The sequence below is a fragment of the Xenorhabdus doucetiae genome (genome assembly GCF_000968195.1).
GTDB lineage: Bacteria > Pseudomonadota > Gammaproteobacteria > Enterobacterales > Enterobacteriaceae > Xenorhabdus > Xenorhabdus doucetiae.
This window is the reverse complement of the sequence record NZ_FO704550.1, coordinates 1,691,936-1,704,828: the sequence shown is the minus strand read 5'-3', so window position 1 is coordinate 1,704,828 and position 12,893 is coordinate 1,691,936. Positions and strand designations below refer to the sequence as shown.

Annotated in this window: 17 protein-coding genes; 3 read left to right on the top strand and 14 right to left on the bottom strand. The window is 41.0% G+C overall.

Translation table 11 applies throughout. The features are described from left to right. The first annotated feature begins 28 nt into the window (after positions 1 to 28). Positions 29 to 535: a DUF1543 domain-containing protein gene (locus XDD1_RS07895; protein WP_045970153.1), complete on the top strand. Its 507-nt coding sequence runs from the start codon at positions 29 to 31 to the stop codon at positions 533 to 535. Positions 536 to 591: 56 nt separating this feature from the next. Here XDD1_RS07895 and lldD read toward each other — a convergent pair whose 3' ends face one another. From lldD to XDD1_RS07855, 8 genes are all read right to left on the bottom strand, one after another. Next, positions 592 to 1,734: an FMN-dependent L-lactate dehydrogenase LldD gene (gene lldD / locus XDD1_RS07890; RefSeq protein ID WP_045970151.1), complete on the bottom strand. Its 1,143-nt coding sequence runs from the start codon at positions 1,732 to 1,734 to the stop codon at positions 592 to 594. A 73-nt stretch (positions 1,735 to 1,807) separates the two neighbouring features. Then, entirely contained in the window at positions 1,808 to 2,743 is a 936-nt protein-coding gene (locus XDD1_RS18405; RefSeq protein WP_156979650.1) for a polysaccharide lyase, read from the bottom strand. A gap of 74 nt (positions 2,744 to 2,817) precedes the next feature. After that, positions 2,818 to 3,420: an RBBP9/YdeN family alpha/beta hydrolase gene (locus XDD1_RS07880; RefSeq protein WP_045970149.1), complete on the bottom strand. Its 603-nt coding sequence runs from the start codon at positions 3,418 to 3,420 to the stop codon at positions 2,818 to 2,820. A 119-nt stretch (positions 3,421 to 3,539) separates the two neighbouring features. After that, a complete protein-coding gene (locus XDD1_RS07875; protein ID WP_052705659.1) occupies positions 3,540 to 4,367 on the bottom strand; it encodes an alpha/beta fold hydrolase in 828 nt (275 codons plus the stop codon). Positions 4,368 to 4,451: 84 nt separating this feature from the next. After that, positions 4,452 to 5,225, bottom strand: coding sequence for a thioesterase II family protein (locus tag XDD1_RS07870; protein WP_045970148.1), 774 nt, complete (start codon positions 5,223 to 5,225; stop codon positions 4,452 to 4,454). A 350-nt stretch (positions 5,226 to 5,575) separates the two neighbouring features. Continuing rightward, on the bottom strand, positions 5,576 to 6,118 hold the full coding sequence (locus XDD1_RS07865; RefSeq protein WP_045970146.1) for an NADAR family protein: 543 nt from the start codon (positions 6,116 to 6,118) through the stop codon (positions 5,576 to 5,578). A 166-nt stretch (positions 6,119 to 6,284) separates the two neighbouring features. After that, positions 6,285 to 6,737, bottom strand: coding sequence for a DUF2335 domain-containing protein (locus XDD1_RS07860; RefSeq protein WP_045973400.1), 453 nt, complete (start codon positions 6,735 to 6,737; stop codon positions 6,285 to 6,287). A 109-nt stretch (positions 6,738 to 6,846) separates the two neighbouring features. Beyond that, positions 6,847 to 7,044, bottom strand: coding sequence for a Cro/CI family transcriptional regulator (locus tag XDD1_RS07855; RefSeq protein ID WP_045970145.1), 198 nt, complete (start codon positions 7,042 to 7,044; stop codon positions 6,847 to 6,849). Positions 7,045 to 7,143: 99 nt separating this feature from the next. Between XDD1_RS07855 and XDD1_RS07850 the strand changes: the two genes are divergently transcribed. Next, on the top strand, positions 7,144 to 7,857 hold the full coding sequence (locus tag XDD1_RS07850) for a LexA family protein (RefSeq protein WP_045970143.1): 714 nt from the start codon (positions 7,144 to 7,146) through the stop codon (positions 7,855 to 7,857). A gap of 61 nt (positions 7,858 to 7,918) precedes the next feature. On the opposite strand, the gene yiaA is transcribed toward XDD1_RS07850, so the two are convergent. The 3 genes from yiaA to XDD1_RS07835 are packed head-to-tail and all read right to left on the bottom strand — an operon-like array spanning position 7,919 to position 9,366. After that, a complete protein-coding gene (gene yiaA, locus XDD1_RS07845; protein ID WP_045970141.1) occupies positions 7,919 to 8,323 on the bottom strand; it encodes an inner membrane protein YiaA in 405 nt (134 codons plus the stop codon). 39 nt (positions 8,324 to 8,362) lie between these two features. Further along, the gene (locus tag XDD1_RS07840; protein WP_084720900.1) at positions 8,363 to 8,899 is read right to left on the bottom strand and encodes an IS630 family transposase; all 537 of its coding nucleotides are present in this window, start codon (positions 8,897 to 8,899) and stop codon (positions 8,363 to 8,365) included. Next, positions 8,893 to 9,366, bottom strand: a complete 474-nt coding sequence (locus XDD1_RS07835; protein WP_045968011.1) for a helix-turn-helix domain-containing protein — start codon at positions 9,364 to 9,366, stop codon at positions 8,893 to 8,895. The genes XDD1_RS07840 and XDD1_RS07835 overlap by 7 nt, the downstream gene beginning before the upstream one ends. 26 nt (positions 9,367 to 9,392) lie before the next feature. Here XDD1_RS07835 and XDD1_RS07830 point away from each other — a divergent pair, with 26 nt between their 5' ends. After that, positions 9,393 to 10,028: a Cap15 family cyclic dinucleotide receptor domain-containing protein gene (locus tag XDD1_RS07830; protein ID WP_148886210.1), complete on the top strand. Its 636-nt coding sequence runs from the start codon at positions 9,393 to 9,395 to the stop codon at positions 10,026 to 10,028. 58 nt (positions 10,029 to 10,086) lie between these two features. Here XDD1_RS07830 and XDD1_RS07825 read toward each other — a convergent pair whose 3' ends face one another. From XDD1_RS07825 to XDD1_RS07815, 3 genes are all read right to left on the bottom strand, one after another. Then, a complete protein-coding gene (locus tag XDD1_RS07825; RefSeq protein WP_045970137.1) occupies positions 10,087 to 10,350 on the bottom strand; it encodes a helix-turn-helix domain-containing protein in 264 nt (87 codons plus the stop codon). 279 nt (positions 10,351 to 10,629) lie between these two features. Next, on the bottom strand, positions 10,630 to 12,291 hold the full coding sequence (locus tag XDD1_RS07820; RefSeq protein WP_045970135.1) for a terminase large subunit: 1,662 nt from the start codon (positions 12,289 to 12,291) through the stop codon (positions 10,630 to 10,632). Beyond that, the gene (locus XDD1_RS07815; protein WP_045970133.1) at positions 12,288 to 12,641 is read right to left on the bottom strand and encodes a phage terminase small subunit P27 family; all 354 of its coding nucleotides are present in this window, start codon (positions 12,639 to 12,641) and stop codon (positions 12,288 to 12,290) included. The genes XDD1_RS07820 and XDD1_RS07815 overlap by 4 nt, the downstream gene beginning before the upstream one ends. Between the last annotated feature and the right edge of the window lie 252 nt (positions 12,642 to 12,893).

The following is a 12,893-nucleotide window of genomic DNA, read 5'->3' as shown; positions in this document are numbered from 1 at the left end:
GTTATTAACAAGAATAAGTAGGGAAAAAATGCCTCAATTATATATGTTCTATCTTGGTGGAAATGCTGGAAAATCCAATATTGAAGTTCACGATGTCCAATTTGCGGTAGTCGAAAAAATAGAGGAAGCGTATCCCCTGTTACGCGAAGTTTGGTTTGGTGATAAAGACAAACTTCATCTGGATGGTTATATGCCCTTAACGTGGGCTGATGGATATGACATTGCAATCAGTCATCAAGAATATCACGGAAAAATGCGACTCTACTTTGTAAATCTTGGTGGTTACCAAAAAGATTCGCTCGCAGAAGCGCATGAGTTCGGGTTCTTTGTCGCCAGCTCAGTAGAAGAAGCAAAAGAAAAAGCGAAAGAAAGCTTACTGTCCGGTTATGGTCAATTACATAAAGATAATCTGAAAGATGTTGATGACTGTTTGCTCCTTGGACAAGTCAATGGCTATCACATCCATTTAACTGAAAATCCTCACGGTCAGCCAGATAAACCTGAATGGCAGGGATATCGCCCTATCGGTATTTAAAGGATTAATTTAATAGGGTCAGCAGAGCATATTCTGCTGACCAACAATGGCAGCCATTAGCCTTGATTACGGACCAATAAATCCGCATTAATCTCCGAGATTGATCTCGCTCCGGTTAAGGTCATCGCCACCCGCATCTCTTTCTCAATCAGATCCAGCAAATTGGAAACCCCCGCTTCACCTGCCGCTGCCAACGCATAAACAAAAGCACGCCCCAATAACACACTATCTGCCCCCAGAGCAATCATTCTCACCACATCCAATCCTGTTCGAATACCGGAATCAGTAAGAATGGTAATCTCATTTTTGACGGCATCCGCAATCGCAGGCAAGGCGCGTGCCGTTGACAGAACCCCATCAAGCTGGCGTCCGCCATGATTTGAAACCACGATACCATCAGCGCCAAAACGGACAGCATCTTTAGCATCTTCTGGATCGAGGATACCTTTAATTATCATCGGTCCCTTCCAGAAATCACGTATCCACTCCAAATCTTTCCATGAAATGGAGGAATCAAAATTACTGCCTAACCAACCCATATAATCTTCCAATTTAGTCGGTTTACCACGATATACGGAAATATTGCCCAGATCGTGTGGCTTGCCCCACAATCCCACATCCCATGCCCATCGCGGATGCGTTATCGCTTGCAAAAGACGGCGCATAGCCGCATTCGGGCCACTCATACCAGAATGTGCATCCCGATAACGCGCTCCAGGAACTGGCATATCAACGGTAAATACCAAATTTTTGACTCCCGCAGCCTGCGCCCTTTCCAGGACATTGCGCATAAAACCACGATCTTTCAGTACATAAAGCTGGAACCAGATTGGGCGATCGATTGCGGGAGCGACTTCTTCAATCGGGCATACAGATACTGTCGATAAAGTAAATGGAATGCCTTTTTTGGCTGCGGCACGCGCAGCCTGTACTTCGCCGCGACGCGCATACATTCCTGTGAGTCCAACAGGCGCCAGTGCCACCGGCATTGACATTTTTTCTCCGAATAGGCTGGTTTCCAGACTCAATTCGGACATATCTTTCAACACACGCTGACGTAACTCAATATCAGATAAATCGGCGGTATTGCGTTTAAGGGTATGCTCTGCATAGGCTCCGCCATCAATATAATGGAACAGAAAAGGCGGTAACTTAGCTTGTGCTGCAACCCGATAATCAGTTGAAGCGGAAATAATCATAATATGTACCTTAATGTTGAAAAGTTATTCGCACAAGATCCTCACGTGGTTATTTTCACAGGATAAGAAATGATTAAATATTATCAGGCTTTCCAACACTAACAACAAAATCGTCAAAATAAGCATATTGTTCCACTGGCGGAGCCCAATCCAGCGTGGAGCCGCCGAAAAAAGAACTCCATTTTATCGCATCAATGAAAACATCATTTTTATTTCTCAATTTAAGACTGTTTGTTCTAAAAACCTCTTGATTATCGACATATTGTATATAGATACCATCGTGTTTGCCGATATTATTTAGTTTTACATATTGTGTCAGGGTATACCACGTATTTTTCTTTAACGAAGTTTCTAATTTAATATAATCACCGCATCGTTCATTTTTTTCAGGATAATAGAGATAACCAAATAACTCGCCTGCTTTTCTCCACATCAAGCGACTACTAAAACCATCGAAACTGTCATTATCGATACAGCCTGATGGGTGATCGCCACCAGCCAAACCCGGTAGTTTTCCACCTTTAACCCACATAAATTCTTTACTGAACATCACTCTATATTGCAACCATAACGCTTTATGCACACCATGAATCGGTACATTAAATGAGGTTCCGGCCTCAGAGCCGACAGTATTGGCAAGATAAGTCAACTCTAACACTTTGTTTTTATCATTTTGAGGATCAATAACGATATTTAATCTTCCCTGATTAAGACCAGATGATAAAGTCGGTGAAATACCCCAGTCAGATTTGAAATCTTTGGCAGAATATTTTCCTATCTTGTGTTCAAAGTCCACATGAACCAAATCACCATTATTGACATTAGAAGTAATGGGAGAATAAGTTGGCACCATAATTAACTCCTTAGTAAATATATTTATACTGTCATACAAAACCCCAAACAGCATAAAGCAAGTTAAAAAAGAACCACAAAATATATTCTTATCTTGTCCCTGTTTAAAATGATAGTCAAATTTTATAGCCAACAAACCATATTTAAAATAACTCACTGGTCTTTTATATTTAATCCCCCCCAGATTAAACCCAATAAACTGGAGGGTTATAAGATATCATTTATCTATATTTATTCTGATAACATATTTTGCAAAATATCATAAACGGGAGACAAACGAGTAAAACCATCCCTATCGAGAAAATGTCCAGCATTAGCAACATTAATCACTTCTGTTTGTAAAGCATGAGCCAGATCCAAAGAGGATTGTGGAGAAACAATTTGATCATTAGAAGAAATAAGCGAAATACGCTGTTTGGTTATTTGACGCAAGAAAGCATAGTCTAACGGCTCAACAGTAAAAGCATTCAATTCTGGTACGGTGATTTGAGGAGAGTCAAATCCAGAAACCAAAATATACCCACCAATATGAAGGTGCTGAGAACATATTGACTCTAAATGCCGTAATACCGCGATACAACCGAGACTATGACCAATAAAAACCGAATTTTTATCTGCCACCGGCACGATATCCATCAACATCTTAGCCCAGGATTCAGGTTTAGGGGCTGATGTGTCAGGCATTGCAGGTACGAACACTTCTGCACCTTGTTCAGTAAGTTTCTCTTTTAACCAAGGGAACCAATTAGATGAAGGTGAAGCAGTATATCCATGAATAATAATTATTTTTTTGCCAGAAAACTGACCGCTACTGCTTACTTTTTCTGATGCCATTGCTTTATCCTATTTAATCATTGAGCCATTTATGGAGGTAAGACACCTAATTATTAAGAAATTGGGACTAATATAAGTCAATAATCGGGTATATGTTTATAAGTTAGCCACAGTTTAAATCATACACTCAGAATAAAATGCTTTACCTTTGTACTGAAAACGACAGGTTGCTCGATCGGAAACATATGCGTTACCCCCGTAATAACTTCCGATTGGCAATTGGGAATGTTTCTTGCTGCTGACGCACTAACAAGCTGAAACAACGGACGAGAGAATTCACCATAAGCAACATGGGTAGGCAATTTTATCGTCGCCAGTGCGTTTGCATTTATATTGGGTTTTTCATTCTGATTCAGTTGCTTAATTACCGTATCTGCTTGGGCTAACTGAGCCATGCGCACAGCCTCAGGCTGTGAGGAAAAATAACCTTTTTGATTACCTGAACCATCAATCAAAATTTCCACCATCTTAGGCAATTTTATTTTCCCTGCTAATTCAAATAAAGGGCCAAACATAGCCTGAGCATCCGCCGTAAATAGTGCTAATTCGTCCGCAGTTAAATAAGATGGATATCCAAGCTCATAAAGAAAAAGGCTACGAAACAGTTCAGGTGCTTTTAATACTGCCAATAATGCCACATCAGCGCCATAAGACCATGCAACCAAATGTACCGGAGAACAGCCTATTTTTCTGATTACTTCAATAACATCATTAGCATGTGTTTCAATACCAAAATCACCTATTTTCGCAGAACCACCAAAATGACGCAGACTCAGAGCCATCGGCGATACCCTATCTTCCAGCTCCATCATATGTCGATTCCACATACAACTATCAGCCAACGCACCATGCAGAAACAATAAAGGCGTTTTATTATTCTCATGATCATGAAAATACGCAAGTTGAGCACCGTTGACAGTAATTTTCTTTTCTTGATATCCGATCATGACTTTCCCATTACTATAGCGTATAAACTTATTTTATAAGATATTTATACAATGAATCTTCCAATTTACTGTTTTATAAGTTGCTTAGATTATAAGCTTAAATTTGCCCGCTAGCTCTCTGGCCTGTTTTTCAAGCCAAGAAATCATCTCGTTATTATTGAACAAGTAAAAATGCCCTCCTGTGAAAATTTGGTGTTTTACTGATGCAGGTAACACTTGCCACCATTCCGCCAACCGAGAAACAGGAACTCTATTATCCCGATCACCTCCGAGTACATAAGCAGGGACATTCAACTTCACCTTCGGTAATCGAGATAAAGAATCCAGCAAGATAAGATCATTTTTCATTATTTCGATCACATAATTACGCAATTCGGGGTTAGCAAGAACATCTGCCGGTGTCCCCTCACATTGCTCAAGGATATTCAAAACATAGGAGTCAGAATATTCCTCACATGGCTCATGTTTGAAACCTTCAGGATCACTAAAACTACGGGCAGAGATAATAAGTGCTAACTGTCTTTTGGGTAATTCATTCTCAAGCCTACGGGTAACCTGATACGCCAGTTCTGCCCCCAAACTGTGTCCAAACAGTAATAAAGGTTTATCTTCCCCTAACCTTAAACGCTTTATTGAAACAAGAATATCAGATAAAACAGTTTCAATATCCACCTGAAAAGGCTCGGAAACACGCATCCCTCTGCCTGCAAGTTCCAGACAATAAACCTCAATAAATTCCGATAACTTATGAGCTAACTCGATGTAGGAAAAACAAGAGCCGCCAGCGTGATGCAGAAATAATAGCTGCACTCCAGCGTCTGGCCTTTTAATCGCAGAAAATAAAACTGAATCAGACAAAATTAAGTTCCTTTAGCAGTATAAATGGGATGTTTTTTGTTAATAGGAAATGAATTATGTTGAACTAGAGATCTCATCACTCCCTGATAATTGTTATTTCCCAAAAAATGAAATAGGAGATCCCCTATGAATTCTTCAAGTTATTGCTTTGCAATTGGCCACTATAACCTGAAATCAATCAGTTATAAACAACCCTGAAAGATATTCATTAGGTACAGAATAATAACTATCTATTTCTTTTTCTATAACAGAAAAAATTGATTAGTTTATAATTATTAATTGGCTCGAAATGTAAAATTTGATGTAGCAAAGGCATAGAGCCTATCAAATTAGACTCTATATATTTTAACCTATGGCCTTAACTTATCGCGCACAGCCATCAGCGCAAACCCTAATAAGTTCAAACCGTCCCACGTCAGAGGATTATGGATATTAAGGGTGTCTTCTGATAACCCGATCCCCCAAATACGGTCAACAGGACTAGCCTCAACTAATATTTTATCCCCGGTATTCAATAGAAAATCTGCCAATGGCTTGTTTTGAGAAAACTTTGCCAAATTTCCTGCAATCACTATTTTCAACCGATGTTCATCCCAAATCGACTGATTAAACCCACGAATTTCGCGCCCATAGGCTTTTGCTGTCCCTGGATTTTTCGCATTGATAATTTTTTTCAGCACTTCGTGATCATTAAACAAACGTGCTTTCCCTGCCATCATATAATGTTCCGCACTGGAATATTTTACATCATCAACAGTAAATTGAGCTGGATACCACTGACTTAAACAAGATTTGGTTATGTGGTTGGAATGATCGGTTTTATGCCCCCAGAAAAAAAGATATCTTAGTTTTTTTCCTGATTGGTACAAATCACATAACGTTTTAATATCCATATTAACTCTCTATAATACGCAAATTTATCTTTAATACATAAACACCCTCTATCATACAAATTTTTTTATGTTTGTCGATGTATATTTCAGTGATTCAATTGATATAGCATGAAAATAATTAGTGCAAAAGATAGCAGGTAAAAAATGATTACATATTACTTTGAAATTATTTCATATTCAATTTACGCCCGATAACAAATACAGAAACTAATCCCACCAAATCAAGGGTGATTAGCGTGCCGGCAAACAACATTTCTCCCCTAAAAGCAAAAACCGTCGCAACGATTAAGATAAATATCGTAATGAAAAAGCCCATCCATTGCCCTCTTCTATCTCTATTTATTAATCCATCCAGCGCCTTATTCTGCTTTTCATGTTGAAAAACCTGCTCTTTTTCTTTAAGAGCGAATACTCTTTCAGCATAACCTGGTAAAATCGATTCATAATTCTTCAATACTTCAGGGGATGGAAATGAATCAACACAATGAGATATCTCTTTATTTTCAAGCAAATATCCATTTGGTGAATCATTATCTAAAGTATCGCAGTAATCATTTGCCGGCATAATGTCAAGAATGCTCCCTATCGCTCTGAAGTATTGACCAATGTTAGAGTTCACGTTTTCTCCCTCAACAATATACACAAAAAACATTTTAATAAAATCAGCGACATAATTAACACTAACCTATAATAGAAATGAATTAATCATACTCCTGATATTTTTTTGTTCACAATAAACTTTGCCTTTGGCTGGGAAATGGGCGGCACTCTTCAGCTCTGTAGGTTCCATCTTCCTGACGAATCAAAAATATTTTACGCCCCGAACGCAATGCCTTACTAATCGCTGTTTGATGAACCCCCACCAAACGCGCAGCTTTAACTTGGCCATTCAACTTTACATATTCTGATAATGAGATTTTTTCCATCTGCTTCCTCCTCCTCTCTCAGAATAATATCTAAAGTACTAAATATTTCAATACTTTTAGTATTTATCATTTTAATAGCATTGGTATTAAAATGAAGTCATGAAGAAGAAACTCACAGCAGAACAACTTGCAGATGCAGCACGCTTAAAAGAGATATTTGAGTCCAGGAAAAAACAACTTGGCATCTCTCAAGAAACGCTTGCAGAAGAAATCGGCAAAACACAAAGTGCAATTTCACACTATCTCAATGGGATAAATGCCCTTAATTTAGAGATGGCGGCTTATTTTGCCCAAAAATTGGCAGTCCAGATTGCGGATTTCAGTCCAGCGCTGGATAAACAAGCCAGGAAACTGGTCTCTGTTCTTTATGGTGATAATGCTGCTTTTGCTGGTCATACACGCACCCATCAGAAATACCCACTACTCGACTGGGTAAATGCAGGTAATTGGTTCGAAGATACCGCATCAAAATATCAAACAAGTCGTACTGAAAAGGGATATGAAACTTCTGTTGAATGCTCACAACGTGCTTTTTGGCTGGAAGTAAAAGGTGATTCAATGGTATCGCCGAATGGGCTAAGCATACCACAAGGCATGATCATTTTAGTTGATCCAGAAGTTAAACCAGCTCCCAACAATTTAGTCGTAGCGAAACTTGATGGAGAGAAAGAACTGACTTTCAAGCAACTGGTTACCGAAGGATATGATACTTTTTTAAAACCATTGAATCCTCAATACAATATGATTTCTCTAAGTAATCACGTGCATATTGTCGGAGTGGTTGTGGACGCGAAGATTGGAAGATTGCCTTAAGTTATGGCATAACGTAACTTTGGCTATATGTTAAAAGGCCAGCTTAATGCTGGCCTTGTCTTCAATCATCTTCACTGATTAATTTAGTATTCAATTCTTTTTTTATTGGTGATTTAATGTGCTCCATATCCCTAATGTTTTTTTGTACAGCAATGGAACCGAATAAACACAAGAAAAAAGCAATCCCATAAAATCCTTTTTCACTTGGCAATAAGTCAGCATTAAACAAACCAATCGCCATTAATGCTATAGAGGCAGAAAAAGCGATAATACAAGCAATATAATATGCTTGTGTTGTAGGTATATTATCAATTTTATCTCTTACTGTTTTTTGGATTGAAATTGAAGAAAACAACCCTAAAAGGAGTATTACAAAATAATATCCTTTCTCATTTAATTGCATATCTGAACGCCAAAGCCCTGCGAGGTAAACACTTATCCCACCAATAACCGCAATCCAAGAAATTAAGTTAAAGGCATTAAATCCTGTAAATTTGTTAAGTACTCAAGAGAAATTAATTGCAAATTGGTTACCATAACCGCCCAATAACGTATTTAATTCATTCTCCATTGTCTCCTGAGTCCAAGTGATAAAACGTCGCCAATGGTATTTGGCTTGTTTCCAGACGATTTCAATCAAATTCAGCTCTGGGCTGTAGGCGGGAAGGTAGAATAAAAACAGGTTGTGTTCTCGTAACCAGCTATTTCTGATTTTTTCTTCAATCCCGTGATGGATACGCGCATTATCCAACACTAAAAATGTCAGGCGGTTGTCCCCTTGTTGGGCGAGCTGCTCTAAAAAATCAATCACGTCATCTCGCGTGATACTGCCTGACGTTGTCTGGTAAAACAGCGTGTTATCCGTGTAATTTAACGCCCCCAGAACTGACCGCCTGTCATGCTCTTGAGGCTCAGTTTCATGGGGCTTACCCCGTGGACTCCATCCATATTGCACCGGAGGAGATGCGGCAAAACCCGCCTCATCAAAATAGACCAAACGGTAATGGCCTAACTGTGCTCCAGCCTTAATTTTATTCAGCAAGGCGGATTTGTTAGCAAACTCCGTTTCGTTGCGCTTTTTTTAAGCGATAGACGGGTGCGTTTATAGGTGAGCCCCTGCTTTTTCAGGGTATTTGCCAGCGTTTCAAGCGTACAAGGCAGGGGCCCATGCTTTGCCTCAACGCACTGGGCTATCCGTGCGAGAGTTAGGGACTCTGCACAGGCAGCTTCGACCGCAGTGGCAATCATTTCAGGCGTCATAGCGAGATACCGGCCTCCAGCATGACCGCCTAATAATCCCGCTATCCCTGAATTGTGCCACATGTGAACCCAATTATAGATAACCCGGAGACTGCATCCTATTTCAGCGGTGATCTGGGACGGCTTGCTCCCTCTGGCAAGCATGAGCAAACCCGTTCCTCGCGTACGGATATCCCGGTGGGGATGATTCAAAGCGAGTTGTTGCAATGTTATTCGTTCAGGCTCAGAAAGTATTATCTTCGATTTCATAAGGACAGGCAGAAAATCAGGTTATCGTGTTATCGATTGTAACAGTAATGCAGATAGTTTATCTGATTAACTTAACATCAATAATAATAATTTATATTTTATCTACATATTTAATTTATTTTTTCTCCAATAATGAAATATCCTTAACTCTATTATCCAAAGGGTTATCAGTTACAACGATCCTCATTATTTTACTTGGTTTTTTTTGGCGAAAAATATGGAAGCATATACCAATTCTTTCAAAAATCCTGTTTCCAGATCTCAATGGAAAATGGGATGTAACTATCCATTGGCAAAAGAAAAAATATGATAAATGTGAAAATTGTAAAAAATGTGATCTTTGCTCAAAGCCAGAGAAAGATATCTCTGAAGGTGAATGCGAGATAAAACAGTCATTATACAATATAAATATGATAATAAGAACAAAATCATCAAACTCAAAAACATTATCAGTAACCCCGATAAGAAGTTCTTCACTAGAAAATATAACTTTATATTATATTTATCAAAATGAAATTAAAAATGAAATCAAAGAACCCCTTATTTATCAAGGTGCTGCAATTTTAGAAATCAAATTGGATAGTAATACTCTAGAAGGAAACTATTTCACATCAAGAGATACCATTGGTAAATTTACATTAAAAAGACCATCAAATAAATAAACTAATATCGTACAATTTAATTAATAGCTGCCAGTAATTTATGCTGGCAGTATAAAAACTAAATTACACAGCAATTACGAGCCTTACGTTCGATAAGCTGACCATTCATATCGAAATATCGGCTAGGCCAAATTTCAGAGGGATGTATGCCGAGATAGTTCGCGATTATCCACTCACCTTTAGGCCACGGCCTACTGAGAGTATTTGCCAGTGTAGATGAACTAAGCCCCGCCTCACGGGAAACAGCCGCTAAGGTTGTACCACGCTTGCGTAATGCAGCAATAATATCAGCTTGATGCCAGTCATTTCTAACGTTATTCATTCCTGCTACCCCTTTCCATTAATTAATAATTGATGGTGGTGATTCAGACAGGGTTCGCAGTACCGGGGATTACCATCCGGCGAGGCCGAAGCCTCCCCCGCCTGAACCACCATTGAAAGGGTGATAGCAGACGCACTGGTAGAGGAACTTACTACCAGTGGGTAATCCTTACAAGGCTGCGAAACCTTACCATTGGATTTTGCCAATGGCGGGAGCACTTTAACGAATTGGTTTATCAAATTCAATAAGCGAATCAGTAAAACCGCTTAACTTTTTACGTTATATCCCATTAAACGCCTTAAGACGCTGCTGCTGCTCTTCACTTAAGCTAAATACAAACTCTTCATGCTCAATTTGCCACGTGCTAAAACTCATCAAAAACGCAATAGCCGGATCTATCTTGTTCGCGGACTTTTTCTTGTTCGGCTTGATATTGGCGTTTGCGTCGGTTTCCATCACCACATTGGACATCGCCCATGCGAGAACCGGATCGCCGTTGTGACGAATCACCTTGCGGTTAACGAACACCTCAGCCGATTTAGCCACCGGGCTAAAACTCATATAGGTTTGCGGGAACGGTTCGACATCCAAACCAGCCCCTTGTAGCTGAGTTCTTAGGTGCGTGGCGTTCCATGTGTCGAAACCGACCAGCTTGATATCAAACTGTTGGCTGTCTTTGAGAATGTCATCCCGGATACGGTCATAATCAATGCAGTCGCCTGCGGTGGTGCGTATCCAGCCCGCTTGTGCCCATTGACGATACACCGCCCGGTTCTTATTGGCCGGGTTCTGTAACTGCGCTTCAGGCAGGTAATGACGGGTCAGTAATAACAGTTCATTGTCCACGGGGAAGGTGTAGCAAACACTGGTAATATCCCCTGTTGAAGACAAATCTAATCCGGCGTAGCACTCCAGTCCTTTAAGGTCGTTTTCATCGTAATCTGTCTGGCAGGCGTTCCAAGCCCCTTCGCCCATCCACGGCGTTTCACCCTGACACCAGATATTAAAACGTTTGGTTAACATCTCTGTCCATTGTGAGGGAATGCCGCGCGCTTTCTGGATGGTGTCATGCAAGGATGCACTGTCTACTGAAACATTGAGATTGGGATTGGCCTTAATCCAAAGGGATTCGTCATCAATCTCGTGCTCGTCGTCCAGTTCGTAAATCAGGGCAAACAGGGATTCATTTTGCTCTTCGCCATCCAGTATCTGGCAGCAATAATCATAATGCTGCTTACAGGCGGATATCACGTTACTGCCTGCGGTGGTAATGGCAAACAGGAGTCCTTCGGGACGGGCACCCATCCCCAATTCAAGGGCAGAGTAAACGGCATTATCAGGGTGCAAGTGGTATTCATCGACAATCGCCAGACTGGGGTTGGTGCCCTCAATGGTGGCGGCTTTGGCGGCCAGTGGCTTTAACAAGCTGTTACTCTTCGTGTAGGTCACTTTATGTTGCTGGATGGATACCCGTTTTTTCAGGGGCTTAGATAACAGGCTCATCTGGCGGGCATCATCAAACACAATACGAGCTTGGTCTCGACTCACGGCGGCGGTGTAAATATCCTGCTGCCCCTGTTCCATCACTAAGAACCAGTTCGCCAGTATCGCGGCCACGGTGGATTTCGCATTTTTGCGCGGCACCTGAATGTAAGCACTGCGGTATTTCCTGCGCCCCGTCGCCTTTACCTTGAAGCCGAACAGGTTAGCAAAGGCGAATTGCTGCCACGGTTCAAGCACAATGGGCTGACCGCGTAAGTGGCCTTTGACGTGCGGACAGAGACGGGAGAAGCCAATAAAACGCTCCACAACCTCGCTGTCAAACACATAAAGCGGGTTATTCCGGTCGTTATAATAGCGTTTCACCGCCTGTTTCAGACGGTTGCAGGCCGGAATGGTGCCATTTTGGATATCAAGGGCGTACTGTTCCCATACGTTCATAAGCGATCTAACTCGTCCTCTGCCTCCGTTTCCACCGGGTTTCTACGCCGTGATACCGGGTCAAAGCCAAGCAGGGAGGACATTTTAATCATGATTTTTTCCGCATCTGCCTTGGCCTTTAATGATGGGTTACTGGTCGCTGCACCGCGTGAACCTTCCACCGCAAACCCGCGCCGTTCAATGTCTTCAATGGCTTTACGGTAGATCGCGTAGTTGACGCAATACAGCTCTAAGTTGTTCCAGTCTGCCGGGCTGAGGTCGTCACGCTCATTTAACAGTTTCGCTTTCGATTTCCATTGCTCGGCGGCGATGGCGTTTAAGTAAACCGGGGGTTTAGGTGCTCTTGCCATAATGTTTTGATTCCTATGAAATTACTGCTATCTAAAAAAGTACCGCGCATAAAAATTTGAGGACGGCGGTGGTGCCACGAAAGGGGGTACTTGTCATTTTTGATACCCCCACTCCCTCTATAGGCTCTCTCAACGATTCCGAAAGCATTCCATTAGCTCCCGGTCACGCTGTGTTGTACGCCTCACCATGAGCTTCTCAGGCGCAATCTGTTTTGATTGCTGATAGCGTTCACCGTACTTTAATAAGCCCTT